This is a genomic window from Sphingopyxis sp. GW821-FHT12F08 (genome assembly GCF_058806755.1).
The window spans coordinates 75,896-98,022 of sequence record NZ_JBXAQA010000001.1 but is presented as its reverse complement, the minus strand read 5'-3'; the positions used below and the strand labels follow the sequence as shown (position 1 = coordinate 98,022).

The following is a 22,127-nucleotide window of genomic DNA, read 5'->3' as shown; positions in this document are numbered from 1 at the left end:
CGCGGCCGCTGAACCGCGCTCGCGTTCGGCGCACGCCATGCCCCGACGATCCTGCCACGACCATTATCCGCGCGCCGACGCCGCTCGCTGCCGGGCGATGCGCGCCGCCGAGGCCGATCTCGCCGCGCGCTGGCGAAGCGAGGATGCGCGCCCCGCGGGCCTCGCCGCTGCGCTCGCAGCCGCCGATGCCGACGCCAATGCCGACCTCGGCCCCGCGATCGAGCAGCTGCGCCCCTGGCTCGCCGACACACGCTGGCTCGCCGCGCGCCTCGCGGACGCACTCGCATTGCCCGCCGCCGATCCTTTCGCGCGTCCGCCCCTGCCCGTAGCCGGCACCGGCGGCGGGCCCGGCGGGCTGATCCTCGCCGAGCGCGGCGCGGTCCGCCTGTCGCTCCAGCTGCTGCCCCTCGAGGCGGCCGGCGCCGCGCCCGCGACCGCGCTCTTCGTCCCCGGCCGCGCTGCGATCCGCGTCCTCGCCGCGGGCGGCGCCAGCCTGACGCTCCACCACGCCGCGCTCTCAGCCGCGGAGGAGAGCGGTGCCTTCACTTCGGCGGGGGCTTCCCCCTGCACCAGCGACCCGCCGCGCCCGCTTCGCGCCGGCGAGCTCGTCGAGCTCGACACCGCGCGCACCGCTTTCACCCTCGCGGGCGCGACCGGCGACATATTGCTCCTCGACCTCGCGGTGCGGCCGCCGTCGCCGCTGCCGGTGCGCGCCTATGATATCGTCAGCGGCCGCCTCGTCCATGTCGCCGCGTCGCGCCGCGACAGCAGCTTTTGCCAGATGGCGCTCGCGCTGCTCCGCGCGATGGCGTGCCGTGCCGCCGCGCCGCTGTTCCTCACCGCGACGCACGCCGATGATTTCGCCGCGCGGTGGAGTGCGATGCGCGATCTCGTCGCGCTCGACCCCGCCGCCGCGCACCCGCGCCTCGCCCGGATGGCAGCGGACGACCCTCATCCCGAAGTCCGCGCCGCCGCCGCCGCGACCCTCGCGCTCTACGCCGCGCCGAAAGCCGACCCATGCCCCGCCTGATCGACCCGCCCGCCGGCCCCGCGCTCGACCTCGCCGAAGTCGCCGCGCGCCTCGACGAAAGCGGCGTCGACCTGATCGACGAAGCCAGCCTCGCCCACGCCGCGACGCTCCTCGCCGGTCTCGCGCAGAACCGCGACTTCCTCGCCGACCATATCGTCGCCGAGCTCAAGGCCAGCTTTGCGAACCAGCTCGAGCTCAGCCGCTATTCGGCGCAGGTCTTGCTCCTCCACCGCAGCCCGCGCGGCCATTTCCTACGCGCCAACCTCTGGCCCGCCGCGAGCGACGCCGCTTACGTCGCCAGCGGCGGCGCGGCCTTCGCCTACGGCCTGCCGCACGACCATAATTTCAGCTTCCTCACCACCGGCTATTGGGGTCCGGGCTATGTCAGCGACTATTATGACTATGACGCCGAAGCCGTCGACGGCCGCGTCGAGGAGTCGTTAAACCTGACCTTCGTCGAACGCAGCCAGCTGGGCGAGGGCAGGATGATGCTCTACCGCGCCCACCGCGACATCCACAGCCAGCTCCCGCCGGCAAGTCTCTCGGTCAGCCTCAACATCATGGAGGAGGGCGAGCATATCCCCTGGCGCGACCAATATATCGTCGATCTCGAAACCGGCACGATCGCCCGCCGCCCGACGATCACCCCGACCGAGATGCTCCTCCGCTGCGCGGTCCACCTGACCGAAGAGGGCAAGGACATCGCCGACCATTTCGCGAAAACGCACCCGGTGCCGCGTGTGCGCGCCAATGCGATCGCGGCGCTGGCAGCGGTGGAGGAGGGAGCGGGGAGGGTGGCGGTGCTGGAGCGCGGGCTGCGGGATGCCGATGCGCGGGTAAGGGATGATTGTGGGCGGTGGTTGGGGACTGGACCATAACCCGCCGCGCGAAAAACCCCTTTCCTAATAAATTCCGCTGTGCCATGTTCTGCATTCGTTCTTTGATTCCGTCGATACCCGCGTTCCGTCCCCACCGCCCGCGACAAAACCCATCCCCCAGTCAGCCGAAGGGAGAGAAAGTTCCGCAAGAATACGGCGCCACTGGGCTGAACTTTCCTGAACTTTGCCCCGGCGCCGGGTGAAAATCGCGCTGCGCCAGCGATCCCGCCACTGCTTGCTGACAGCGCGCATTTCCGCTGCTAGGGCGCGCGCATGACCACGCCCCTTTCGCATATCCGTAACTTCTCCATCATCGCGCACATCGATCACGGGAAATCGACGCTCGCCGACCGGCTGATCCAGTTCACCGGGGGGCTGACCGCGCGCGAGATGTCGGCGCAGGTCCTCGATAACATGGACATCGAGAAGGAGCGCGGGATCACGATCAAGGCGCAGACGGTGCGCCTGTCGTACAAGGCGCATGACGGCGAGACCTACCAGCTCAACCTGATGGACACGCCGGGTCATGTCGACTTCGCCTATGAAGTGTCGCGCAGCCTTGCGGCGTGCGAGGGCGCGCTGCTCGTCGTCGACGCGGCGCAGGGGGTCGAGGCGCAGACGCTCGCCAACGTCTATCAGTCGATCGAGCACGACCATGAAATCGTGCCCGTCATCAACAAGATCGATCTGCCCGCGGCCGACGTCGACAAGGTGAAGGCCGAGATCGAGGATATCATCGGGTTGCCCGCCGACGACGCGGTGCTCGCCTCCGCCAAGGCCGGGATCGGCATCGAGGAAGCGCTCGAAGCGATCGTCACGCGCATCCCGCCGCCGAAGGGCGACGCCGGGGCGCCGCTCGTCGCGATGCTCGTCGACAGCTGGTACGACCCCTATCTCGGCGTCGTCATCCTGATCCGCGTCGTCGACGGGGTTCTGAAAAAAGGCCAGCAGATCAAGTTCATGCAGGCGGGCACCACCCATCTGATCGACCGCGTCGGCTGTTTCACGCCCAAGATCGAGCAGCTCACCGAGCTTGGCCCCGGCGAGATCGGCTTCATCACCGCGCAGATCAAGGACGTTGCGCAGGCGCGCGTCGGCGACACCGTGACCGACGCCAAGAAGCCCGCGGCGCAGGCGCTGCCTGGGTTCAAGGAAGTCCAGCCGGTCGTCTTCTGCGGCCTGTTCCCGACCGACGCGAACGACTTCGAGAAATTGCGCGAGTCCATCCAGAAGCTGCGGCTCAACGACGCGTCGTTCAGCTTCGAGATGGAGAGCAGCGCGGCGCTCGGATTCGGCTTCCGCTGCGGCTTCCTGGGCCTCCTCCACCTCGAGATCATCCAGGAGCGGCTGAGCCGCGAATATGACCTCGACCTGATCACCACCGCGCCGTCGGTGGTGTACAAGCTGAAGCTCGGCCATACCAAGAATGAGGCGGCGAAGGAGATCGAGCTCCACAACCCCGCCGACATGCCCGACCCGAACCGCATCGACGAGATCGAGGAACCGTGGATCGAGGCGGTGATTTATGTCCCCGACGAATATCTGGGCCCGATCCTGAAGCTGTGCCAGGACCGCCGCGGCATCCAGAAGAACCTCACCTATGTGGGCGGCCGCGCGCAGATCACCTATGAACTGCCACTCAACGAAGTGGTGTTCGACTTCTACGATCGGCTGAAGAGCATTTCGCGCGGCTATGCCAGCTTCGACTATCACCAGATCGGCCACCGCCCCGGCGACCTCGTCAAGATGAGCATCCTCGTCAACAACGAGCCGGTCGATGCGCTCTCCATGATCGTCCACCGCGGCACCGCCGAGACGCGCGGCCGCGGCATGTGCGAGCGGCTCAAGGACCTGATCCCGCGCCACATGTTCAAGATCCCGATCCAGGCCGCGATCGGCGGCAAGGTGATCGCGCGCGAAACCATCGCCGCGCTGCGCAAGGACGTGACCGCCAAATGCTATGGCGGCGACGCGACTCGCAAGAAGAAGCTGCTGGAAAAGCAGAAAGAGGGCAAGAAGCGGATGCGCGAATATGGCAATGTGAACATTCCGCAGGAGGCGTTCATCGCGGCGCTGCGGATGGGCGACGACGCCTGACCGGTTCGGGCGGCGCGGTTGCCAGCCTGGGCGCGCGGCCCTAATCATTGCGCCCGGGAGGCGCGGTGATGAATTCATCCTTGAGGCCGCTCAGCGAGATCGCGGTGCACAGCCGGCTGGCCGACGGCACCGCGGTGTGCCTGCGCACGATCACCCCCGACGATGCGCCGCTGCTGCGGCAGGGGATTGCGACGCTGTCGGCCGAGGCGCGCTACCTGCGCTTCTTCTCGCCCGCGCCGGCGCTGCCCGAGCCGGTGATCGCGCGGCTGGTCGACGTCGACGGGCACGACCACATCGCCTGGGGCGCGCTGTGCACCGAATGCGAGGGGACGCCGGCGATCGGCGCGGTGCATGCGGTGCGCGCGCGGGCGGGCGGGCCGATGGGCGAATATTCGGTCGCGGTGCTCGACGCTTTCCAGGGGCTGGGGCTGGCGCGGATGATGACTGCGGCGCTGCTGATCCAGTGCCGCGCCGAGGGGCTCTGCACGCTCGAAGTGCATATGCTCAACGAAAATGCCGCGGCGAAGCGGCTGGTCAAGGCGCTGGGCGCGACCTGGGCGGGGGCGGGCGCGGGGGTCGCGGACTATCGGCTGGACGTCGTGGCGGCACTGACGGCGCTGCACGCCGACGATGCGGCAGAAGGGGTGCAGGATGTGTTCGCGGCGCTGGGCGGATGAAGGCGGCAGAACGGCCTGCCGCCGCGAGGTTGGGTCGCGCACCTCGCCGCGTCAGGCCGTGACGCATGGTCGCGCTATCGCCCCACCCTGTGTCGCGAGTCGGCATAGGCTCTTTCGGCGCGAAATGGAATTGAAACCATGTCAGTTTTGCGCAGCGGGAGGATGACGATGCGGATTCTACCCTGGGCAGCGCTGGCGCTCGCCGCCTGCTCGTCGTCCGCGGGGACGCAGGAGGCCGCGGTGCCGCAAAAGCCGATCATGCGATGGGGCGACCTGCTCGATCGTGTGCAACCGAAGCCCGACACGACGCTGCGCTACGGAGCCGACGCGCTGCAGGTCGTCGATGTCTGGGTGCCGCCAAGGGACAAGTTCGGCGCGGGGCCGCATCCGGCGGTGATCATGATCCACGGCGGCTGCTGGCAGACCGCGGTCGCGGAGCGCGACATCATGAACTGGATCGCGGACGACCTGCGCACACACGGCGTGGGGGTGTGGAATATCGAATATCGCGGGGTCGACCGCGGCGGCGGGCTGCCTGGGACCTACGAGGATGTCGGCGCCGCGGCGGACCTGTTCGTCGCCGAGGGGGCGAAGTACGGCTTTGCGGCCGATACGCCGCGCATCGCGATCGGGCACAGCGCGGGCGGGCATCTCGCGCTGTGGCTGGCGCGGCGACCGGGACTGGCGGCGGACGATGCGCTGCGCGGGACAAATCCGGTCCGCATCGACTTGGCGATCAGCCAGGGCGGGCTGCCCGACCTGCGCGCAGGCGCGGCGAGCAGCGGCCATGCCTGTGGCGGCGCGGCACCCGCGGCGATGGCGCGGGGCGACTTCGCGCGGACCTCGCCCCCCGAAATGCCGCTGGGCAGCGCGCGCGAGCTGCAGGTCCACAACGACCGCGACGCGATCGCGCCGCCGGCCTATGCGCGCGCCTATGCCGCGGCGATGGCGAAGCGCGGGGGCGCGGCCGCACTGGTGACGACGGGCGATGAGGGACATGTCGAGCTGATCGCGCCGGACAGCGTCAGCTGGGGCAAGCAACGCGCGGTGATCCTGACGATGCTGGGGAAGTCGGCGCCCTGACACGCCGCGCGCCGCGGCGCTAGTCCCTCCCGCCGCCGTGGGTCGCTGACGGCGACGGGAGGGTGGAGCGTGGCCGGATCGGCATTGCGCCCGTCCACGAAAACCCGACTAGCCGCGCCCGGACCGCGGCACCGTGACAGACATCACAGGCTCGAAAAAAATCGCGCGCACGACAAAGGGCGCCGGAATCGACCGGCGCCCTTCACCCTGCCCTTTAGGGGAGGCAGCCCTGTTATTTCTTGGCGGGGTCGGCGGGGGCGGCGCCGGTTTCCGACGGGGCGATCTCGCCATTGTCGTCCATGGCGTTCGCCTTTTCCTCGCCGGCGGCTTCGACCGCGTCGGCCTTTGCCTCGGTCGCTTCCTTCGCCGGGCCTTCGGGCATGGCGTCGGCCTGATCGTCGATCGCGTCGGCCTGTGCCTCGGCTTTATCCTCGACCTTGTCGGCCGCGGGGCTCTGGCAGGCGCCGAGCGTGAGGGCCGAAGCGGCGGCGAGGGTGATGAACAATTTACGCATAATGAGTGACTCCCAAGGTTGACTGGGGGCTCAACGCCGGGTGAACGCCTGGGTTGCAAAGAAAATGTCAAATGACAGGAATTGCTGGAGTTTCTGCGGAAGTTCCTGCTGGTTGCGAGCGGGCGCGATGGGGCTTTCGCGATCCGTACCGCTGCGGTCCGTCGACGCGTGGAGGCCTCGGCCTAAAAGCGGAATTCATACTCGATCACAAGTCGCGCTTGCGCGTCGCTATTGTCCCGCGCCGATCCGAGCGCAAAATGGTACCCCGCTTCGATCTCCAGATCGCCCTTGCCCAGGCCCTCGATTTCGGACTTGATCACCGGTCCCACGAAATGCCCCGCTCCTGGCAGGAAGCTTTGCGTGGTGCCCAACTCGCCAAAGGCGGCCGCGCCAAGGCGCAGGTCATCCGCCACTTCCCAGTCGGCCGAAACGGCATAACCCAACTCGACGGGCTCGCCATCCTCCAGTTCGCGTTCGGCGATGAGGTTGAGCCTTGCGTCGAACGCCCCGGCGCTGTGCTGGACGATCAGCTTTGCCTCGATCTCGTCCGCTTCGCCGCGGGCGAAGACATATTCCGCGTAGAGCGCGAAATCGAGATCGAGGGCATTGTTGTGGCCGAGCGCGACGACCCCTTCGATTCCGATCGCTTCCAGCCGGCGGCGCTCATGGGGTTCGCCCGCAAACTCGAACGCCATTTCTCCGTAAAAATTGCGGCTGAAGGCATGGCTTAGTTCGACGACGCTGGCATCGGCTCCCTCGCGTTCGTCGCCCATCATCCGGCCGTGACGCAATTCGACTTCGGTGACGCCCTCTTTGATACGCGCGCCTTCTACCTTGGCGGCCAATCCGGGGTCGGCCCTCGCCGTATTCGCAGCGATCAGGCAGCAGCTCGCCATGACAATCAACCAGCTTTTCACGCGATTACCCCAAGCACGCCGACAGAGATTGCCGGCTAATGGCGTAAACCGGGGCGCTCAACCGCCAAACACCGGGCTTCCAAGGGGACCAAGGTCGGCTGGCTCAGAATGACGTGCGTAACAGGGATTGGCGCGGCGACTCGATCGCCTTCGCAGCCGGAAGTCGTCTCGGAACCATCCGGTCCTGTTCAATCCTTGCCGGCTTCCGCCCGCGTCGCGCGGACCAGATTGTCGCGGAGCCGGACCACCGATTGCTGGACTGTGCGGAAATCGTCGCCGAGACCCGCGGCAGCGAACAGCGCGGCGGCGCCGGGATCCTTGTCGATCAGCGCGCGGCCGGCGGGGGTCAGGCTGAGGCGTACCTGGCGTTCGTCGGCGGGGTCGCGGCGACGCAGGATATAGCCCGCCGACTCGAGCTTCTTGAGCAACGGCGTCAGCGTGTTCGATTCGAGGAACAATTTGTCGCCGAGCTCGCCGACGGTCTGTTCGTCACCGTCGCCGAGCGCGACGAGCGCAATATACTGGGTGTAGGTCAGCCCCAGTTCGTCGAGGATCGGCTTATAGGCGCGGCCGAAGGCGAGATTCGCCGAATAGACGGCGAAGCACAGGAAATCGGCGAGTCCCGGTGCCCGGGCAGGGAATGTTTCGGTGGCTGTCATGGCGGTCTCCACGGCGGGTTCGTGCACCCTATATAGATCGCATACGATTAAATCGGAAGGGGGTTGACATCGGATATCGGGACATCTATTTACATCGTATCCGATCAAATCGGGCACGATGTAAATAGATGTCACTCTCTTCGAAAGGAAAATACGATGACCGACAAAATCCTGTTCAGCGGATCTACCCATACCGTCGGCGGCGCCGAAGGCTATGCGCGCAGCGCCGATGGCACGTTCGAGATCGAGCTGCCCGAACCGCATCCGGCAGCCGAGAATCTGTTCGCTGCCGCCTGGTCGGCGTGCTTCCTCGGGGCGGTCGGGCTCGTCGCCGGGCAGCGCAAGATCGCGTTGCCCGAAACCCCCTCGATCGACGCGACGATCGACCTGCTTCACCGCGGTGGCGGTTTCGAACTGCGCGCGCGGCTGGACGTTGCCGTCCCCGGAATCGACCGCGACGTGGCGCGCGAACTGATCGAAGCCGCGCACAAGGTCTGCCCCTATTCGAAGGCGATCGCGGGCAATATCGACGTCGAGCTCAACCTCGCCTGAGAGTGCTCGTCGCCGACGGGCAAAAAAAAGGGCGCCCCGCGGGCGCCCTTTTCCCTTTTTTCGCTCCCGCGATCAGAAGCGCTGCTGGCGCTCATAGAGGTCGCGATAATGCTGTATGCGCGTGACGCGCAGGCCCGGCATACCACTGCGATCGATCGATCGCTGCCAGCTCGCGAATTCCTCGAGCGTCAGCGAATAGCGTTCGCACACCTCGTCGACGGTCAGCAGGCCGCCGTTAACCGCCGCAACGACCTCGGCCTTGCGACGAACCACCCAGCGCGTGGTGTTCGGCGGCGGCAGCGAGTCGAGCGTCAGGGGCTCCCCGAGGGGGCCAATGACCTGAGCCGGACGGATTTTCTGATTTTCGATCATTGTCATTCCACTTTTTCGCCATCGGACAGGGGGGCATCCGACGGGAGAATGTCTACATTGCAGGAGTTCAACATCGGCTGAAATCCTCTGGTAAACAGGCTGTTCATAGTTTCGGGCAGGCCGGTCACTTCTTCCGACAAGTCGAAAAAGCGCGTCGGCCGCAGGCCGAACGCCGCATCGCCCGCGCGGGTTCCACAGAGCATTGCGCGGCGCTGCGATGCAGGGTCGTTGCGCGCTTCGCGCGTCTGCAGCGCGTGCAGCAAGCCGGCGGTCGGCAGCATCGCCTGGCGTGTGCCCGACACCGCGAGGATGATGTCGAAGCCGGGCTTCGACAGGCTGGTGGCACCGGCAAGGCGCGGAAGATCGGACGGGGCGAGGTTCATGGGTAGCGGTCTACCCAAGACCACCTAAGGTCCCGTAAATGCCCATTTCATGCCTCGTTAGCGAAGCTTAACCCGCGTCAATATCTTGACAGGGGGCGCTGAAAAGCTGGCTTTTTGGCATCATCGTCCCTAGATGGCGGCGATCATGGCTACGCTGATTTCCTCCCCCGCCGGGCTCGCCCGGGCCGACTTCCAGCTCGCGGAACCCCTAAAGGACCGGCGAATCGTCGTCGCGATGTCGGGCGGAGTCGATTCGAGCGTGGTCGCGGCGCTCGCCGCGCGCTCGGGCGCCGAGGTGATCGGGGTGACGCTCCAGCTCTATGATCACGGCGCCAAGGCGAAGCGCGTCGGGGCTTGCTGCGCGGGGCAGGACATCCGCGATGCGCGCGCCGTCGCCGACCGGCTGGGTTTCGTCCATCATGTCCACGACCATGAAAGCCGCTTTCGCGACACGGTGATCGACCAGTTCGCCGACGAATATCTCGCCGGGCGGACGCCGATCCCCTGCGTGCGCTGCAACATGGGGGTGAAGTTCACCGACCTGTTCCAGCTCGCGAAGGAATTGGGAGCGGACTGTCTGGCGACCGGCCATTATGTGCGGCGGGTGATGGGACCTGCGGGCGCCGAGTTGCACCGCGCGGTCGACCCGGCACGCGACCAGAGCTATTTCCTCTTCGCGACGACGCAGGAGCAGCTCGACTTCTTGCGCTTCCCCCTGGGCGGGCTCGAGAAGAGCGTGGTGCGCGAGATCGCGCACGAGCTGGGGCTTGGGGTTGCGGGCAAGCCCGACAGCCAGGACATCTGCTTCGTCCCCGACGGCGACTATGCGACTTTGGTGCGCAAGCTCCGCCCCGAGGCCGACGACCAGGGCGCGATCGTCCATGTCGACGGCAGTGTGCTCGGCGCACACAAGGGGTTGATCCACTATACGGTCGGGCAGCGGCGCGGGATCGAAATCGGCGGACAGGCGGAGCCGCTTTACGTCGTGCGGCTCGATGCCGACAAGAAGGAAGTCGTCGTCGGGCCGCGGCGCTCGCTCGCGGTTTCGGGCGCACGGCTGGGCGAGGCGAACTGGCTCGCCGACGTCGAAGGGCGCGAGGTGCTCGCCAAGGTGCGCAGCATGGCGAAGCCCGTGGCGGCGCGGGTGGCAGGCGACCGGCTGGTCTTCGCTGCCCCCGAATATGGAGTGGCGCCGGGACAGGCAGCGGTGCTCTATGACGCGGCGGACGAGAGCCGCGTTCTGGGGGGCGGCTGGATCGAGGAAACCTTCGCGGCGGACACGACGGAATAGATTGCACAATCCTCCCCGATGCCGCAGCCTGCCGGCAACAAGGGAGACGATCATGGTCAATTGGGTCTTGCGCGGTGCCGTCCTGCTCTGGGCACTGTTCTTCTTCATGATCGGCGCGCGCGGGCTGCTCGATCCGGCAAGCTATACCGAGACCTTCGGCTTCACGATCGGCGGGGTTGCGATCAATACGTTGCGCGCCGACCTGTCTTCCTTCTTTCTCGTGTCGGCGGGCGCCGCGACGCTCGGCGCGCTCGTGCCCGCGTGGGGGCGCGCGCTGCTCGTACCCGCGGCGCTTTTCGGTACCGCATTGACCGGGCGGCTGATCGGGGTGGCGATGGGCGATCCGACCAATTTCGGGATCGTGCAGGGCATGATCGTCGAAGCGCTGTCGGTGCTGTTGCTGGTCGGCAGCTGGTGGGTGCTCTCGCGGCCGGCCGCCGTCGCCGCACCCGCCGAGCCTGGCTAATCCGCCGTTAACTCTTTCGCATTGCTTTTGCGCGATAATCTTTCCTCCTGCCGGTGGGGCGGGGAGGAGGGACCCGATGGAACCCGATGCAGATCAGCGCAGCGGCATGGGCGGCCGCGCCGGAGATCGCCGCAAGGCGCAGGATCCGAACTACAGCGGGCCCGAGCGCCGCTCGGCGCGCGACCGCCGTTCGGGCACCGATCGCCGGATCATCCTCTAGCGCCGCGCGATCCGGGCTGGCGCCCGGACAGCACGCGGACTAGGCTGGGCCAAGGAAAGGCCCCGCGATGACCCAAATCCCGCCGCCGCGTCTCAGCGTCGATATCGTGTCCGACGTGATGTGCCCCTGGTGCATCATCGGCTGGCTCAAGTTCGAAAAGGTGATGGCGCATTTCGCCGGGCGGCTCGATTTCCGGGTGCAATGGCATCCGTTCGAGCTCAACCCCGATATGCCGCCCGAGGGCGAGGATGCCGCCGCGCATGTGATGCGCAAATATGGCATCACGGCGGAACAGAGCCGCACCAATAGCGGCAAGATGGCGGGGGTGGCGGCCGAGCTCGGCTTCGCCTTCAACCGCGGGCCCGATTTTCGCATGCGCAACAGTTTCGACGCGCACCGGCTGCTGAACTGGGCGGGGGCGCTTGAGGAACCCGACCAAGCCGGGGCGACGGGGGTGCAGACCGCGCTCAAGCTCGCGCTGTTCGGCGCACATTTCACCGACAATCGCGACGTGAGCGACCATGTCGTGCTGGCGGACGTTGCGGCATCGGTGGGGCTCGACCGCGCGCGCGCCGAAGCGATCCTCGCCGGCGACGAATTCGGCGAGATGGTGCGGACCGAGGAAGCCTATTGGGCCGACCAGAATATCACCGGCGTGCCCGCCTTCATCCTCGGCGGACGGATGCTGATCCCCGGCGCGCAGGATTCCGAGGTGTTCATCCGCGTGATCGAGCGCAAGATACTGGCCGAAGCGGCCTGAGGAACGCTCGCCCCGCGGGGCGCGTTGATCGGCCATCCACGAAAGGAATGGCCATGATCGAAGACCCCCGCGACAATGACGCTCCCGAAACGGTGAACCGCGAGCAGGAGGACGAAGAGGCGCAGGCGCAGAGCGTCGCCGAGGCGGCGCGGCGCGAGCCGCGGCTCCGCGACAGCGACAAGGCGCCGTCGCGCGGCGAGGACGACGACGCGCAGGACCTGGTCGACCATATGCGCCAGATGGAGCGGTCGGGCCGCATCGACATGGATGCGTATCGCGGCGAGCGCAGCGACGACGACGAGGATGGCGAGCTGGGCGAAGCCGGGATCGAAGACGACGAGCCGCGCGGCGCGCCCTGACGCGCGCTTAGGTCCCCTATGGCGCCGCGGCGGTCCAGTCTTGTACCCGGTCGCCGCCATAGCGGAGCGGGCGCGTTGAGATTTTACTAAGCCCGTGATGGCAGGATCGGCGCATGGCCGGCCCCGACTTCCTGTCCACCCATCGCCGCCAGCGGCGGCTCCGCAGGCCCGCGCGATCGCGCGGCGGTGTCGGCGCGATCCGCTTCGTCACTCCGGTCATGGCGCTGGGCTTTGTGGCGACGCTCGCGGCGCTGCAGGCGCCGCCCGCCGCGCTCGACGGCGCGCCGGCCCGCGCCATGGCCATGCTGTCGGGCGCCGCCGGCGCCGCGGCGCCTGCCGACCGACTGTCGGCGCGTTTCGATCTATGCCACAGCGGCGGCGGGACCGATTGCGTCGTCGACGGCGACACCTTCTGGTTCGGGGGCGAGAAATACCGCATCGCCGACATCGACACGCCCGAGACGCATCCCGCACGCTGCGCCGAGGAAGCGCGGCTCGGCAATGCCGCGACCGCGCGGCTTCGGGCGTGGATGAACGCCGGCGCCTTCAGCATGGAAAGCGCGGGGCGCGACACCGACCGTTACGGTCGCAAGCTGCGCGTGGTCACGCGCGGCGGGACGAGCGTCGGCGAGGTGCTGATCGACGAGGGGCTGGCACGGCCGTGGGAAGGCAAAAGGCGGCCGTGGTGCTGATCGGCCGGATGATCCCGCGCAAAGTTCCAATCACCCGTTCGCCCTGAGCTTGTCGAAGGGCCGCTCTTCCTGAGCGTCAAAGGAAGAACGGTGCTTCGACAAGCTCAGCACGAACGGATTTGTGGGCGGAGTCAGCCTATATACTGTGCGCCTAATCGTCCTCAACCTCAGGCAATTCCCCGCGCAGCGGCTTGTTCGGCCCAGCAAGCTGGCGGCCGATGTCTTGCGCGATCAGCTGTGCGACCGGATCGTCACCCTTTGCGCCATATTCGGCGCGCTTTGCGATGAGCGCGGCGGCGCGTTCGCTGCCGGGCAGCGCCGCGACCTCGACATAGAAGCGCACCAGCGTCAGCCAAGGGGCGTCGTCGGTCAGGACATCCTCGGCCCAGCGGCTGAACGGGCCGCCGGCCTCGCGCCAGAAACCGTCCTCGCGGCTCAGAAAGAACAGGACGCGCGACCCGTTCGGGAAAGCATAGCGGGTGCACGCTCCCGCGTAGCTCTGCGGATGCGCTTCGTTGAGTTCATAGGGGTTGCTGAGCAGCGCCTCGGCCTGGGTCGCGATCATCGCCGACAAGGCGAGCGGTGCGTCGGGCAGCTGCCCCTTGAGCGCGGCGACGGGGGTGATCGCGACCTGCTGCGTCGGGGTGCTGTCGGGCTCGAAATCGCCCGGGCTCACCGTCGCGAGCAGGATCAGATCGGCCTGCTCGACGAGTTCCATATTGGTCGGCACGCGGTAACCGGGAACCGGCGAACAGGCGGCGGCGGGCGGCGCGGCGAGGAGCGCGGCGGCGGCGAAAGCGGCGGGGGCGAAGAAGCGGCGCATCGCGCGACGCTAGCGCGCGGCGGACGGCGTGGAAAGCGCGGTGCGGCCGGCCGCGTCCGCGGCGCGATTTTTCGGCTTGTCGGCGGCGCCGAACTTTGCTGTTTCCCGGTGGATATATGGGGGAGCATTTCATGAAACGAATCAAATATCTGGTGGCCGCGTGCGCGTTTTTCTGGCCCACGGCGGCGCCCGCATCGGCGCAGGATGACGCGGCGCCTGCCGCCGCCGAACAGACGTGCGAACTGCATGTCTGGCCGACCCACAATTATCTGGGCATCAATATCGGGCTGCTGTCGGGTTTCGGGCCGATCGGCGCCGTCGCCGACATGGAGGCGCACAAGGGCAAGGTCGCGACGGTGAAGGACCTGATGCGCGACTATCTGGGCCCCGACGTCCAGATGGCCGAGCTCGACCGGATGAATTACCGCGCGATGCTGAAACTGCCCGAGACTTATCGCGTGGTCCTCGAGGAACCGACGCCGTTCAACGAGGATCTGAAGAACAACCCCGAGCTGAAGGCCAAGGTCAAGGCGATGAACGCCAAGATCAAGGCGGGAGAGCGTTTGTCGGGATCGACCAACCCCTGCTATGCCGAGCTGATCACCACGCACATCTTCTATCACAAGGCGATGATGTACGGCAGCAACCTGTTCACCGGCTGGATTTATCGCGAGTTCCCGGCGAGCGGAAAGGCGAAGAAGACCGCGACGGGCCAGGTCAAGAACCCGCTCGAGCATTTCCCGCCCAAGACGCCCGAGACGATCGATGCCGCCAAGACCGAGCTGCGCGACGCCTATGCCAAGGACTTCGCCGAATATGTCGAGAAGAAGGTGTTTGGCGGCAAGGCGACCAAATAGCGCGCAGCCATTTTTGCCATGGGGTGTTATCCTCGGGTAGCCCGATCGGGGCCCGCAGGAGAACCCTCATGGCAGAGCATGACCATAGCGCGATCAAGGAACATATGAATGTCGTCGGCGCCGACGGCATCCATGTCGGCACCGTCGACCATCTCGACGGCGAGCGGATCAAGCTGACCAAAGCCGACAGCCCGTCGACCGAGGACGGGCAGGGCGGCAAGCATCATTATCTGCCCGCCGGCCTCGTCGCCGCGGTCGAGGGCGACACCGTCCGCCTGTCGGCGAACGCCGCCAATGCCGTCGACCTGTTCGAGGAAGCCGAATAAGCGAACGACAGACGGCGGCGGCGCAATCCGGCGCTGCGCACAAAACTGGCCCGTCCCGCCCGGTGCGGGGCGGGCCGTTTTTGTTGGAGCGGCGGGCGCGATCGGCTTTTTGCGATTTTTCAATGCCTTTGCCCTAAATCGGCGCGGTCATGGGGACGGGAAAGGATCAGGCTGCGCGCGGCATGCGGGGCGGCATCCGGTGGATTGCTACCGGGTTGCTGCTGTTCGCCTGCGGCTATGCGCTCGCCAACCGCCACCAACTGACCCACGACGTCGTTTATCGCCTCGCGGCGCGCGACCCGGCGAACGCCGCCAGCGCCTTCGCCGTGCTCGCGGCGCAGGCGGCGGGATTTGTCGCCGCGCTCATCTGGCTGCCGCGCAGCTGGGCGATGCTGCTGCTCGGGCTCGCGGGCGCGTCGATCCTCGTCAACCTCGGCTACAGCGGCCTGGTCAGCGAATTGCTGAGCGCCGGAACGCTCGCGTGGATGGCCGCCGAGGCACGGCAGGCGGGAAATGCCGCCGGCGCGTTCGGCGGATCGCTGCTGCTCGCGGGCGTGCAGGCGCTGTTGGCCGTGGCCTTCTTCGCGGCGGCGCGCGGGGTACTGCTGCGATCCCGGCTGGTGCCCATAGGAGGAAGGCTTGCCTGGCTTGGCGCCGCGCTGCTGCTGCTTCCCGGGCTGCTGATCCGTCCGCTCGACCGCTGGCCCGAGGGCGCCGAGCGCAATGGCGCCCGCAAGCGGATTCGATTTCATGAAAGGCAACCCCCCAATGAACGGGCCCCCTGCCCGTATATCAACGGTGCCAATCAGGAATTGCGCCCGCGGTCAATCGCATTAACCGGTTCGTGCGGCGAAGCGTGGAGAGCGGTGGGGATCATCGTCCCCTGGGCGCGGCGACGAGCCTGGTCAGCGTCGCGAGGCGGCGGCGCGCGTCGCTCCAGTCGCGCCCGGGGTGCGCCTGGATCCGGTCCAGAAGCACGCGGATTTCCTTGCGGCGGTCGCCTTCGGTTACGGCCTGCATCGGCTTTCTCCTTTCATCGCGATCATAGCATGGCTGTGCGGCGGCGGGAGTCGGTTCGCCGGACCCGCGCCGCGCCTTGCCGCAGCTGCGTCGCGGTCAGGCCAGCCGGTAGGCGCTGACCTTCAGGATGTCGCCGTCGATCGTCAGCCGCCCGTCGCAGATCTTGGTGCTGCCCGCGGGGCCGACCGAGGGGAAGGGCAGGATCACGATATCGCCCTCGGGGGTGAAGGTCGGATCGTCGTAGATGCCGTAGTTCTTGCCCGCATTGGTCTCGAGATCCTCGAGCGTGCGCCCCAGTTCATACTGGTGCGCCTCGCCCGCGATGCCGGACAGGGTGGTGCCGTGAAGCAGCACGATGGTATCGCTCATGACAAAGGTACTCCCGCGGCTTTCAACTTGGCGCGGAAGGCATCGACCGCACTGCTGTTGCACTGAAGTTGGAGTTGGTTGCGGACGAGCGCGAGCATGTCGAGCGCGCTTTTCTCATCCGTCGGCGGATTCGGCGCTTCGATTCCCAGGGCCTTTGCGGCGTCCTGGATCGACTTGCGCTTCGCGACCGCGACATTTGCGTCGGCCTGCGCGTCGCGTTCGAATTTTTCGAGCTCGATCATCAGCGCCCGGCGGCTGCCGTCGGTACCCGCGTCCACGACGCAAAAATCCTTTGCCTGGCTGAAGTCATATTCGGCCTCGTCCGCGGCCTTGCCCGCGGCCTTGGCGGCGTCGGAGAGCGCGCCGTCGATCGTCCCCGCCGCCTCGTAGCGCATCAGGTCGGCAAAACCCTCTTCGAGCGTATAGCCGCCCTCGGGCTGCGACATGCCGCGCACGATGTCGGCGCGCACCTTCAGCCGGCGGCTGTCCATCAGCGAGATCAGGATCGGCAGCGTCTTATCGGCGAACAACTCGCGGTCGAGCGAGGCGCGCGCGCCGCCCGTTGCGGTGGCGATGGCCGCAAGCTCGCTCGCCGCCTTGTCGAAGATCGACCCCGCGCCGGTCAGCGCGAGCGAGAGCGCGTCGAAGCCGAGGTGCGTCGATTTGCCGGTGCGCGACAGGTCGCGCTGGAATTCGAAATAGCGCGCGTCGATCGCGAAGAGATAGGCGGCGATCACGCGGTTGCGATAGGTGTTGCGCGCGCCGACGTCGGACGCGGCGATGTTGCCCATGGCGTTGATGGCCTCGTCCGGCCGATATTTCGCGACCATGGCATTGGTCTGCTGGACGGTCATCACCGGTTGCGGCACGCCGTCGATCGCCGCGCACGCCGCCAGTGGCAGACAGGCCAGGCCAAGAAAAGGCCGAAAGGCTGAACGCATGATCCCCCCCAAATATTCGGTCGCGCACCAAGTCCTTGCCCGGCCGCGACAAGCTGCCGGATTTCCAGATTCGCTTGATTTTCTGTTTTTATTCGAACGCCCCAGACCGCAGAGGCTAATCCTGGACAATATTTTTTGCAATTCATTTGTCCACGCGCCCCGCGCGTCAGTTTTCGAGCATCCGCCCGGCGTAGACGGCGTCGATCAGCGCGAAGAGTTGCGGGTCGCAAGCGGCGAGTTCGGTGCGGCTGTTGCACGCATTGTGGACGCCGTCGCCGCCCGGCGGGCCCTCGCGGTTGACCCCGAAATAGCTTTGCACCCCCTCGGCCCAATATTCGTGGTGGTGGCTGCCGGCATAGGTTTTCGCCCACAGCCCGGCCTTGCGTGCATGCTCCCAGGCGGCCGCCCAGGCGTTCGCGAAGCCGGGATCGGCGGCGAGCGCCATTTCGGCGACGCTGTGCGCGAATTCGTGGACGAAGATATTCTCTTCATTACGGTTGTCGAGCAGATTGGCCTCGGTCCCCGCAACGATCGGCAAGCCGGGGGTCGCGCCGAAGCCGCCCCAATAGGCGCGGTCGCGCGAACGGTCGGGGAAGGCGGCGGCATATTCGGGGATCGCGCGCACGCTTTCGCCGCGCGCGAGGATGACGACGCGCACGCGCTGGGCGCGGAGCGCCGCGGCGACGCCGGCAGGGCGCTCGGGGGTCAGGCTCAGCACATTGGCGCGGGCCTTGAGCAGCGCGGCGTCGGAGACGCGCTTCGAGCCGAGTATGGGCACGCCGCCGGCGTCGACATATTTGGCGTAGAAGCCGTGCGCGATGCCATAGTCGGCGCGCAGCGCGGTGGGGACGGGGGCGATCGCCTGCGCGGCGGCGGGGGCGGGGCAGGCGAGCGTGGCTGCGGCGAGGGCCGCGGCGAGCCAGCGCGCGCCGCCGCGTGGTTCCGGATCAACCTCAGCAGGCACCCGCTGGCGTGCCATATTTCTTGGCGGCGCTGCTGTTGCAGCAGGAGTTGTAAGCAAGCGCGCGCGACATGAAGTCCGCGTCCTCGGACTCCGCCACTGCACAGACCGAAAGCAGCGCGGCGCGTTCATTCTGCTCGTCGGTGGTCCAGGCGGGCGGGGTCGAGCCGCTCGCGATCTGGTTCATCGACCGATAGCTGTAGTAATTTTCGGCGAGGTCCTTGCCGCTGTCGCCGGTCCGTGCGTTGCGCCAGTTCACGACCTTGTACGGCCCTTCGTAGAAGACCGCGGTGATGACGAGGGGCGTGAAATTACCGTTGCGACGGCTGTAGAAATAGACCGTCTGGCCGACGAGATTGTTGTTCCACAGCCCTTCGTCGACGATGTTGCAGCGATTGCATCCCGACTGCGCCTGCACCTCGCTGCCCGGCGAAACCGCCGAACCCGGCATGGCTGCGCAAAGCATCGTGGCCGCGAATATGCCATATCGTCTTGCCATCGACTTTCTCCCCCACCCCAACGAGAATCGATTAGTTGAAAGTCAAAGTAGCGGCGGTACGAGATCGGGCAAGGGTCTTTATCCGCCCGCGGCGGTCAGTCGGCATCGCGGCCGCGGCGGCCCCGCGGCGCCTCGGGTTCGGGCTCGTCCGCGATCCCGGCCCATTTGTCATCGTCGCCTGGGGTGTGGCAGAAGGCGTTGGGCGGCTCCATCCGCACCTCGCTGCCGGGTTCCCACAGGGTGAGCGCGGCGAGCGCGAAGCCGCCCGGCGTGTCGGCGAACATCGCATCATAGGTGCCGAGGAAGATGCCGTCGGCGCGAAAGGCGCGCCACAGCCCGCGCCCGCGCGTCTTGATCCCGCCGAGGCGGAGGCGCTGCGGCTCGAGCTTGTCGACCTCTGCGGCCCAGGGGTCGCGGACGGCGGAAAGGTCGGTCGTGGGCGCCTTGCCGTCGTACGACCAACTGCGCCGGCCGGGGGCGGGGCGAAGGCGATGCTCGGGTCGCTGCCGGTCTCGGCGCGGACCATATAGGCGCTGAAGGCGACGGGTGCCTCCTCGACGAAGCGCGCCGATTGTTCGGTGGTGGGCTCCCATTGCAGCGCGAGGCAGGGGGTGGGGGAGGTTGGCGAGCGGCGATTGCGGCGTCGTCGTTGCGCAGGCGGACAGCGCCAGCGCGGCGAGCGCGGTCGCGGTGCGGTGGATCGACAGGCCGTGCGGATGGGTCATGGCGCCTTCGCTCCCAAGGACAGGGCTATTGCCGGCGCGGCCGGAAGGGGGCGGCGCCGGCCCCTTTATGGCGTCGCGGTCCAATATCGTATGGCGTCATGCCGTCATGCTCCCACTCGGGTCGGCGCGAGTCCGGCCGGGATGGGGGAACGGCGATGATGGATCGGGATGCGGTGCTGGCGGCGGTCGACGGGCTGGTTGCGGCGCGGGCGCGGGGCGACAAGGCGGAGGTGGCGCGGCGCTTCGCGCCCGGTGCGACCTATGAGGTGATATGGGATGGGGCGGCGGACATGCCGGGTTTTCCGGCGGGACGAAGCGATGCCGCGACGGCGATCGGGCAGCTGATCGACCTGATCGATTTTCGCGCGCACGAACGGCTCGAAGCGATCGTCGAGGAGGGGCGCGCGGCGGTGCTGATGCGCGTCAGCGCCGCGTCGCCGGGCGCCGCGGACAGCTATGAAGCGCTGATCTGCGGGATCTGGCACGTCGGTCCCGATGGGCGCATCGCGTCGCTACGCGAGTTCGCCGACACGGCGGACCTGGCGGCGCGGATGGGTGGCTAGCGAGCGGAGGGGGCAATGACCAACAGTGATATCGTGGAGGCATGGTGCGAGCGCGTCTGGGCGCAGCAGGACGGCGAGGCGATCGACGATCTGTTCGTCGGCGGCGGCGCGGCGAGCGGGATGGGCAAGGATGTGCTGGGACCGGCCGAATATCGTGCCTTTCACGACGCGATGTGTGCGCTGGTGTCCGACACAAGGCTGGTGGTGCGCGAGCGGATCGAGCAGGGCGACCGGATGGCGGCGGCCGCGACCTTTTCGGCGACCGGCCGCGCGACCGGGCGGCGGGCCGAAATCGAGGGCAGCATGTTCTTCCGCTTTGCCGGCGGCAAGATCGCGGCGTGCGAGAATCATTTCGAATTCCTCGAATTTTTCGAGCAGCTCGGCCTGATGCCCGAGGATAGTTTCGCGCGCTGCATGCGCGGCGAAAAGATCGGCTGAGCCGCCGCGGACATCGGGCATCGGGCGTTTCGCTTTGCGCACACCGTCTGGCGCGGCGGCGCGGGCGTGCCTATCTAGGCGGTGATGAGACAGGCGAACCGGCAGATTATAGTGATCGCGCGGCTGAAATCGAAGCCGCTGGCGGCGGGGCAATTGCTGTGCGCGCTGGTGCTCGCGGCGCTGGCAATCGCGCAGGCGCGCGGCGACACGGCGGGCGAGGTGGTGCGGAGCATCGTCTTCGGCGATGCGGCGATGACCGCGCTGATGGCGGGTGCGGTGCTGGGGTTCGTGTATTTCCGGCGTCTGTGGCGCTGGCGCAATGCCTATGTGCGCCACGACGGGTCGATGCTCTACCGCGGTGGCAGCGCGCGCTGGCCGCTGGCGCTGGTGCAGGGCGTGGTGGTCGCGCGGAGCGGGGTGGGGCTGGAGACGCTGCGGCTGGTGGTCGACGACGACAGCGAAGTGACGCGCGAACTGGTGAAACTGCCGCTGCTCGAAGGCTCGGTCGAGGCGGTGAAGGGCGGGGTGATGTTCGCGGCGGCGGGGATGCGCGGGGTGCCGAGCGGGGTCAGGGTGAACTGAGCGCGGGCGCCGGTCCCGTCGCGGGCCAAAGTTCAGCAAAGTTCAGCCCATTGGCGCTGCCCTTTGGCCAAAGTTCAGGAAAGTTCAGCCTCGTCGCGGTCCCAGGGGGCCAGCGGACCCCCGGGCGGCGGGACGAGCTCGGCCGGGGCGTCGCGATACCAGGGCGGCAGTTCGCCGTCGCACAGGTCGGCCACCTCCAGCGCCACCGCGAGATCGTCGGGGGCCATCAATGCCTCGGGCGCGGCGGGCGGTGCGGGGTGGAGGTGGATCAGCGCCTCGGCCACCGGGATGGCGGTGGGCACCGACGCGGGGGCGGGGTCGGTCCGGCGGGCCGCGGCGTCGCGGAAACGGTCGGGGCCATAGGCGCGCAGCAGGAACATCAGCAAGCGGTCGCTCTGGCGCAGGCGGCGGCCGACGCGGCGGCCCTCGCGGTCGAACACCGGCTCGTCGGTGCCGACCAGCGCGCGTTCGAAGGCGGCGTCGAGCAATTTCTTCGACGCCGCATCGATCGCCGCGGACCAGGCGCGGTCGAACGCCTCGGCGCCGGGCGAGCGGCGCAGGCGATAGGCGGAGGATTCGGACATGCCGACGCATTGTGCCGCGGTGACGACCGACCCGCTGTCGGCCAGCGCCTCGATGAAGGCGCGCTGCTTGTCGGGCGACCAGCCGTCCTTGCGCCGCTTCTTCAGCACCGGCACCCAGTCATAGGCGGCGGGGTCGTGACCATGCGCGTCGAGCGCGGTGTCGGCGGCGGGATCGGGCGAGGGGATCGGTGCTATGTGGCTCATCTGCCAGTTTGGACCATAGCGGAATAATTTAGGAAAGAAGTTTTTTGCACGCGATGTGCGAAATAGGATTTGGTGGAGTGTTGGAGTGGGGCGGGACTCGGGGTTCACGCGAAGGCGTGAAGATAAGAAGTGCTACCGCTTTTTCGTTACGCGTGGGCTTGCTTCGGCATCCATCGCTGTTGGGTCGATTGGGGATTGTTGCACCTGTCACCGTAATCCGAAGGCTCGGCGGAGGCGGTAAAGGGCAGCGTGATGTTCGCCGCCACGGGCATGCGCGGGGTGCCA

General features: G+C 67.5%; 31 protein-coding genes. 17 read left to right on the top strand and 14 right to left on the bottom strand.

Annotated features, from left to right (window positions below):
• The first annotated feature begins 37 nt into the window (after nucleotides 1-37).
• The 5 genes from AC1RNQ_RS00465 to AC1RNQ_RS00445 all read left to right on the top strand — a co-directional run bounded on the left by AC1RNQ_RS00465 (nucleotide 38) and on the right by AC1RNQ_RS00445 (nucleotide 5,765).
• Complete coding sequence (locus AC1RNQ_RS00465; protein WP_493168032.1) at nucleotides 38-1,030, top strand: hypothetical protein; 993 nt, start codon at nucleotides 38-40, stop codon at nucleotides 1,028-1,030.
• Nucleotides 1,018-1,908 carry a transposase gene (locus tag AC1RNQ_RS00460; RefSeq protein ID WP_493168030.1) on the top strand — a complete coding sequence of 297 codons (891 nt, stop codon included), beginning with the start codon at nucleotides 1,018-1,020 and terminating at the stop codon, nucleotides 1,906-1,908. The genes AC1RNQ_RS00465 and AC1RNQ_RS00460 overlap by 13 nt, the downstream gene beginning before the upstream one ends.
• 273 nt (nucleotides 1,909-2,181) lie before the next feature.
• Nucleotides 2,182-4,005, top strand: coding sequence for a translation elongation factor 4 (gene lepA / locus AC1RNQ_RS00455; RefSeq protein ID WP_493168029.1), 1,824 nt, complete (start codon nucleotides 2,182-2,184; stop codon nucleotides 4,003-4,005).
• Between the two features lie 68 nt (nucleotides 4,006-4,073).
• The gene (locus tag AC1RNQ_RS00450; protein WP_493168027.1) at nucleotides 4,074-4,682 is read left to right on the top strand and encodes a GNAT family N-acetyltransferase; all 609 of its coding nucleotides are present in this window, start codon (nucleotides 4,074-4,076) and stop codon (nucleotides 4,680-4,682) included.
• 168 nt (nucleotides 4,683-4,850) lie between these two features.
• Nucleotides 4,851-5,765 (top strand): alpha/beta hydrolase family protein, encoded by a 915-nt coding sequence (locus tag AC1RNQ_RS00445; protein ID WP_493168025.1) that lies wholly within the window; start codon nucleotides 4,851-4,853, stop codon nucleotides 5,763-5,765.
• 232 nt (nucleotides 5,766-5,997) lie between these two features.
• Here the strand turns inward: AC1RNQ_RS00445 and AC1RNQ_RS00440 are convergent, their stop codons facing one another.
• From AC1RNQ_RS00440 to AC1RNQ_RS00430, 3 genes are all read right to left on the bottom strand, one after another.
• The gene (locus tag AC1RNQ_RS00440) at nucleotides 5,998-6,279 is read right to left on the bottom strand and encodes a hypothetical protein (protein ID WP_493168023.1); all 282 of its coding nucleotides are present in this window, start codon (nucleotides 6,277-6,279) and stop codon (nucleotides 5,998-6,000) included.
• 182 nt (nucleotides 6,280-6,461) lie between these two features.
• Nucleotides 6,462-7,196 carry a hypothetical protein gene (locus AC1RNQ_RS00435; RefSeq protein WP_493168021.1) on the bottom strand — a complete coding sequence of 245 codons (735 nt, stop codon included), beginning with the start codon at nucleotides 7,194-7,196 and terminating at the stop codon, nucleotides 6,462-6,464.
• Nucleotides 7,197-7,384: 188 nt separating this feature from the next.
• A complete protein-coding gene (locus tag AC1RNQ_RS00430) occupies nucleotides 7,385-7,855 on the bottom strand; it encodes a MarR family winged helix-turn-helix transcriptional regulator (RefSeq protein ID WP_493168019.1) in 471 nt (156 codons plus the stop codon).
• Between the two features lie 156 nt (nucleotides 7,856-8,011).
• Between AC1RNQ_RS00430 and AC1RNQ_RS00425 the strand changes: the two genes are divergently transcribed.
• Nucleotides 8,012-8,407 carry an Ohr family peroxiredoxin gene (locus AC1RNQ_RS00425; RefSeq protein ID WP_493168017.1) on the top strand — a complete coding sequence of 132 codons (396 nt, stop codon included), beginning with the start codon at nucleotides 8,012-8,014 and terminating at the stop codon, nucleotides 8,405-8,407.
• Between the two features lie 72 nt (nucleotides 8,408-8,479).
• Here AC1RNQ_RS00425 and sciP read toward each other — a convergent pair whose 3' ends face one another.
• Nucleotides 8,480-8,779 (bottom strand): CtrA inhibitor SciP, encoded by a 300-nt coding sequence (gene sciP, locus AC1RNQ_RS00420; protein WP_077031880.1) that lies wholly within the window; start codon nucleotides 8,777-8,779, stop codon nucleotides 8,480-8,482.
• 2 nt (nucleotides 8,780-8,781) lie between these two features.
• Complete coding sequence (locus AC1RNQ_RS00415) at nucleotides 8,782-9,162, bottom strand: hypothetical protein (RefSeq protein WP_493168015.1); 381 nt, start codon at nucleotides 9,160-9,162, stop codon at nucleotides 8,782-8,784.
• A gap of 145 nt (nucleotides 9,163-9,307) precedes the next feature.
• Between AC1RNQ_RS00415 and mnmA the strand changes: the two genes are divergently transcribed.
• From mnmA to AC1RNQ_RS00385, 6 genes are all read left to right on the top strand, one after another.
• Nucleotides 9,308-10,453 carry a tRNA 2-thiouridine(34) synthase MnmA gene (gene mnmA, locus AC1RNQ_RS00410; RefSeq protein ID WP_493168014.1) on the top strand — a complete coding sequence of 382 codons (1,146 nt, stop codon included), beginning with the start codon at nucleotides 9,308-9,310 and terminating at the stop codon, nucleotides 10,451-10,453.
• 52 nt (nucleotides 10,454-10,505) lie between these two features.
• Nucleotides 10,506-10,919, top strand: coding sequence for a hypothetical protein (locus AC1RNQ_RS00405; RefSeq protein WP_493168013.1), 414 nt, complete (start codon nucleotides 10,506-10,508; stop codon nucleotides 10,917-10,919).
• A 76-nt stretch (nucleotides 10,920-10,995) separates the two neighbouring features.
• Nucleotides 10,996-11,139, top strand: coding sequence for a hypothetical protein (locus tag AC1RNQ_RS00400; protein WP_493168012.1), 144 nt, complete (start codon nucleotides 10,996-10,998; stop codon nucleotides 11,137-11,139).
• A gap of 67 nt (nucleotides 11,140-11,206) precedes the next feature.
• The gene (locus AC1RNQ_RS00395; RefSeq protein WP_493168010.1) at nucleotides 11,207-11,899 is read left to right on the top strand and encodes a DsbA family oxidoreductase; all 693 of its coding nucleotides are present in this window, start codon (nucleotides 11,207-11,209) and stop codon (nucleotides 11,897-11,899) included.
• A 53-nt stretch (nucleotides 11,900-11,952) separates the two neighbouring features.
• Nucleotides 11,953-12,258: a hypothetical protein gene (locus tag AC1RNQ_RS00390; RefSeq protein WP_493168008.1), complete on the top strand. Its 306-nt coding sequence runs from the start codon at nucleotides 11,953-11,955 to the stop codon at nucleotides 12,256-12,258.
• Nucleotides 12,259-12,371: 113 nt separating this feature from the next.
• Nucleotides 12,372-12,950, top strand: coding sequence for a thermonuclease family protein (locus AC1RNQ_RS00385; protein ID WP_493168007.1), 579 nt, complete (start codon nucleotides 12,372-12,374; stop codon nucleotides 12,948-12,950).
• 151 nt (nucleotides 12,951-13,101) lie between these two features.
• Here AC1RNQ_RS00385 and AC1RNQ_RS00380 read toward each other — a convergent pair whose 3' ends face one another.
• Nucleotides 13,102-13,773, bottom strand: a complete 672-nt coding sequence (locus AC1RNQ_RS00380; protein WP_493168006.1) for a hypothetical protein — start codon at nucleotides 13,771-13,773, stop codon at nucleotides 13,102-13,104.
• 131 nt (nucleotides 13,774-13,904) lie between these two features.
• Here AC1RNQ_RS00380 and AC1RNQ_RS00375 point away from each other — a divergent pair, with 131 nt between their 5' ends.
• Both AC1RNQ_RS00375 and AC1RNQ_RS00370 read left to right on the top strand, forming a co-directional pair.
• Nucleotides 13,905-14,630 (top strand): hypothetical protein, encoded by a 726-nt coding sequence (locus AC1RNQ_RS00375; RefSeq protein WP_493168005.1) that lies wholly within the window; start codon nucleotides 13,905-13,907, stop codon nucleotides 14,628-14,630.
• A gap of 68 nt (nucleotides 14,631-14,698) precedes the next feature.
• Entirely contained in the window at nucleotides 14,699-14,956 is a 258-nt protein-coding gene (locus tag AC1RNQ_RS00370; RefSeq protein WP_493168003.1) for a DUF2171 domain-containing protein, read from the top strand.
• A 119-nt stretch (nucleotides 14,957-15,075) separates the two neighbouring features.
• Here AC1RNQ_RS00370 and AC1RNQ_RS00365 read toward each other — a convergent pair whose 3' ends face one another.
• The 7 genes from AC1RNQ_RS00365 to AC1RNQ_RS00335 form a co-directional block, all read right to left on the bottom strand.
• Entirely contained in the window at nucleotides 15,076-15,708 is a 633-nt protein-coding gene (locus AC1RNQ_RS00365; protein ID WP_493168001.1) for a hypothetical protein, read from the bottom strand.
• A 121-nt stretch (nucleotides 15,709-15,829) separates the two neighbouring features.
• Entirely contained in the window at nucleotides 15,830-15,976 is a 147-nt protein-coding gene (locus AC1RNQ_RS00360; RefSeq protein ID WP_493168000.1) for a hypothetical protein, read from the bottom strand.
• Nucleotides 15,977-16,072: 96 nt separating this feature from the next.
• Nucleotides 16,073-16,345 (bottom strand): hypothetical protein, encoded by a 273-nt coding sequence (locus tag AC1RNQ_RS00355; RefSeq protein WP_493167998.1) that lies wholly within the window; start codon nucleotides 16,343-16,345, stop codon nucleotides 16,073-16,075.
• Nucleotides 16,342-17,286, bottom strand: a complete 945-nt coding sequence (locus AC1RNQ_RS00350; RefSeq protein WP_493167996.1) for a hypothetical protein — start codon at nucleotides 17,284-17,286, stop codon at nucleotides 16,342-16,344. Before AC1RNQ_RS00350 ends, AC1RNQ_RS00355 begins: the two co-directional genes overlap by 4 nt.
• A gap of 166 nt (nucleotides 17,287-17,452) precedes the next feature.
• Nucleotides 17,453-18,265, bottom strand: a complete 813-nt coding sequence (locus tag AC1RNQ_RS00345; RefSeq protein ID WP_493167995.1) for a hypothetical protein — start codon at nucleotides 18,263-18,265, stop codon at nucleotides 17,453-17,455.
• Entirely contained in the window at nucleotides 18,240-18,698 is a 459-nt protein-coding gene (locus AC1RNQ_RS00340) for a hypothetical protein (RefSeq protein WP_493167993.1), read from the bottom strand. Before AC1RNQ_RS00340 ends, AC1RNQ_RS00345 begins: the two co-directional genes overlap by 26 nt.
• 143 nt (nucleotides 18,699-18,841) lie before the next feature.
• Nucleotides 18,842-19,471, bottom strand: coding sequence for a hypothetical protein (locus AC1RNQ_RS00335; protein ID WP_493167991.1), 630 nt, complete (start codon nucleotides 19,469-19,471; stop codon nucleotides 18,842-18,844).
• 155 nt (nucleotides 19,472-19,626) lie between these two features.
• On the opposite strand from AC1RNQ_RS00335, the gene AC1RNQ_RS00330 reads away from it, so the two are divergent.
• From AC1RNQ_RS00330 to AC1RNQ_RS00320, 3 genes are all read left to right on the top strand, one after another.
• A complete protein-coding gene (locus tag AC1RNQ_RS00330; protein ID WP_493167989.1) occupies nucleotides 19,627-20,034 on the top strand; it encodes a nuclear transport factor 2 family protein in 408 nt (135 codons plus the stop codon).
• A 15-nt stretch (nucleotides 20,035-20,049) separates the two neighbouring features.
• Nucleotides 20,050-20,472, top strand: a complete 423-nt coding sequence (locus tag AC1RNQ_RS00325) for an ester cyclase (RefSeq protein ID WP_493167988.1) — start codon at nucleotides 20,050-20,052, stop codon at nucleotides 20,470-20,472.
• A gap of 84 nt (nucleotides 20,473-20,556) precedes the next feature.
• Complete coding sequence (locus tag AC1RNQ_RS00320) at nucleotides 20,557-21,054, top strand: hypothetical protein (RefSeq protein WP_493167987.1); 498 nt, start codon at nucleotides 20,557-20,559, stop codon at nucleotides 21,052-21,054.
• A gap of 74 nt (nucleotides 21,055-21,128) precedes the next feature.
• On the opposite strand, the gene AC1RNQ_RS00315 is transcribed toward AC1RNQ_RS00320, so the two are convergent.
• Nucleotides 21,129-21,842, bottom strand: coding sequence for a hypothetical protein (locus tag AC1RNQ_RS00315; RefSeq protein ID WP_493167986.1), 714 nt, complete (start codon nucleotides 21,840-21,842; stop codon nucleotides 21,129-21,131).
• Nucleotides 21,843-22,127: the final 285 nt, after the last annotated feature.

Bases quoted from the DNA above. Each gene is read 5' to 3' on its own strand.
- AC1RNQ_RS00465 (WP_493168032.1), top strand. From the start codon at position 38: ATGCCCCGACGATCCTGCCACGACCATTATCCGCGCGCCGACGCCGCT.
- AC1RNQ_RS00460 (WP_493168030.1), top strand. From the start codon at position 1,018: ATGCCCCGCCTGATCGACCCGCCCGCCGGCCCCGCGCTCGACCTCGCC.
- lepA (WP_493168029.1), top strand. From the start codon at position 2,182: ATGACCACGCCCCTTTCGCATATCCGTAACTTCTCCATCATCGCGCAC.
- AC1RNQ_RS00450 (WP_493168027.1), top strand. From the start codon at position 4,074: ATGAATTCATCCTTGAGGCCGCTCAGCGAGATCGCGGTGCACAGCCGG.
- AC1RNQ_RS00445 (WP_493168025.1), top strand. From the start codon at position 4,851: ATGCGGATTCTACCCTGGGCAGCGCTGGCGCTCGCCGCCTGCTCGTCG.
- AC1RNQ_RS00440 (WP_493168023.1), bottom strand. From the start codon at position 6,279: ATGCGTAAATTGTTCATCACCCTCGCCGCCGCTTCGGCCCTCACGCTC.
- AC1RNQ_RS00430 (WP_493168019.1), bottom strand. From the start codon at position 7,855: ATGACAGCCACCGAAACATTCCCTGCCCGGGCACCGGGACTCGCCGAT.
- AC1RNQ_RS00425 (WP_493168017.1), top strand. From the start codon at position 8,012: ATGACCGACAAAATCCTGTTCAGCGGATCTACCCATACCGTCGGCGGC.
- sciP (WP_077031880.1), bottom strand. From the start codon at position 8,779: ATGATCGAAAATCAGAAAATCCGTCCGGCTCAGGTCATTGGCCCCCTC.
- AC1RNQ_RS00415 (WP_493168015.1), bottom strand. From the start codon at position 9,162: ATGAACCTCGCCCCGTCCGATCTTCCGCGCCTTGCCGGTGCCACCAGC.
- mnmA (WP_493168014.1), top strand. From the start codon at position 9,308: ATGGCTACGCTGATTTCCTCCCCCGCCGGGCTCGCCCGGGCCGACTTC.
- AC1RNQ_RS00405 (WP_493168013.1), top strand. From the start codon at position 10,506: ATGGTCAATTGGGTCTTGCGCGGTGCCGTCCTGCTCTGGGCACTGTTC.
- AC1RNQ_RS00400 (WP_493168012.1), top strand. From the start codon at position 10,996: ATGGAACCCGATGCAGATCAGCGCAGCGGCATGGGCGGCCGCGCCGGA.
- AC1RNQ_RS00395 (WP_493168010.1), top strand. From the start codon at position 11,207: ATGACCCAAATCCCGCCGCCGCGTCTCAGCGTCGATATCGTGTCCGAC.
- AC1RNQ_RS00390 (WP_493168008.1), top strand. From the start codon at position 11,953: ATGATCGAAGACCCCCGCGACAATGACGCTCCCGAAACGGTGAACCGC.
- AC1RNQ_RS00385 (WP_493168007.1), top strand. From the start codon at position 12,372: ATGGCCGGCCCCGACTTCCTGTCCACCCATCGCCGCCAGCGGCGGCTC.
- AC1RNQ_RS00380 (WP_493168006.1), bottom strand. From the start codon at position 13,773: ATGCGCCGCTTCTTCGCCCCCGCCGCTTTCGCCGCCGCCGCGCTCCTC.
- AC1RNQ_RS00375 (WP_493168005.1), top strand. From the start codon at position 13,905: ATGAAACGAATCAAATATCTGGTGGCCGCGTGCGCGTTTTTCTGGCCC.
- AC1RNQ_RS00370 (WP_493168003.1), top strand. From the start codon at position 14,699: ATGGCAGAGCATGACCATAGCGCGATCAAGGAACATATGAATGTCGTC.
- AC1RNQ_RS00365 (WP_493168001.1), bottom strand. From the start codon at position 15,708: ATGAAATCGAATCCGCTTGCGGGCGCCATTGCGCTCGGCGCCCTCGGG.
- AC1RNQ_RS00360 (WP_493168000.1), bottom strand. From the start codon at position 15,976: ATGCAGGCCGTAACCGAAGGCGACCGCCGCAAGGAAATCCGCGTGCTT.
- AC1RNQ_RS00355 (WP_493167998.1), bottom strand. From the start codon at position 16,345: ATGAGCGATACCATCGTGCTGCTTCACGGCACCACCCTGTCCGGCATC.
- AC1RNQ_RS00350 (WP_493167996.1), bottom strand. From the start codon at position 17,286: ATGCGTTCAGCCTTTCGGCCTTTTCTTGGCCTGGCCTGTCTGCCACTG.
- AC1RNQ_RS00345 (WP_493167995.1), bottom strand. From the start codon at position 18,265: ATGGCACGCCAGCGGGTGCCTGCTGAGGTTGATCCGGAACCACGCGGC.
- AC1RNQ_RS00340 (WP_493167993.1), bottom strand. From the start codon at position 18,698: ATGCCGGGTTCGGCGGTTTCGCCGGGCAGCGAGGTGCAGGCGCAGTCG.
- AC1RNQ_RS00335 (WP_493167991.1), bottom strand. From the start codon at position 19,471: ATGACCCATCCGCACGGCCTGTCGATCCACCGCACCGCGACCGCGCTC.
- AC1RNQ_RS00330 (WP_493167989.1), top strand. From the start codon at position 19,627: ATGATGGATCGGGATGCGGTGCTGGCGGCGGTCGACGGGCTGGTTGCG.
- AC1RNQ_RS00325 (WP_493167988.1), top strand. From the start codon at position 20,050: ATGACCAACAGTGATATCGTGGAGGCATGGTGCGAGCGCGTCTGGGCG.
- AC1RNQ_RS00320 (WP_493167987.1), top strand. From the start codon at position 20,557: ATGAGACAGGCGAACCGGCAGATTATAGTGATCGCGCGGCTGAAATCG.
- AC1RNQ_RS00315 (WP_493167986.1), bottom strand. From the start codon at position 21,842: ATGAGCCACATAGCACCGATCCCCTCGCCCGATCCCGCCGCCGACACC.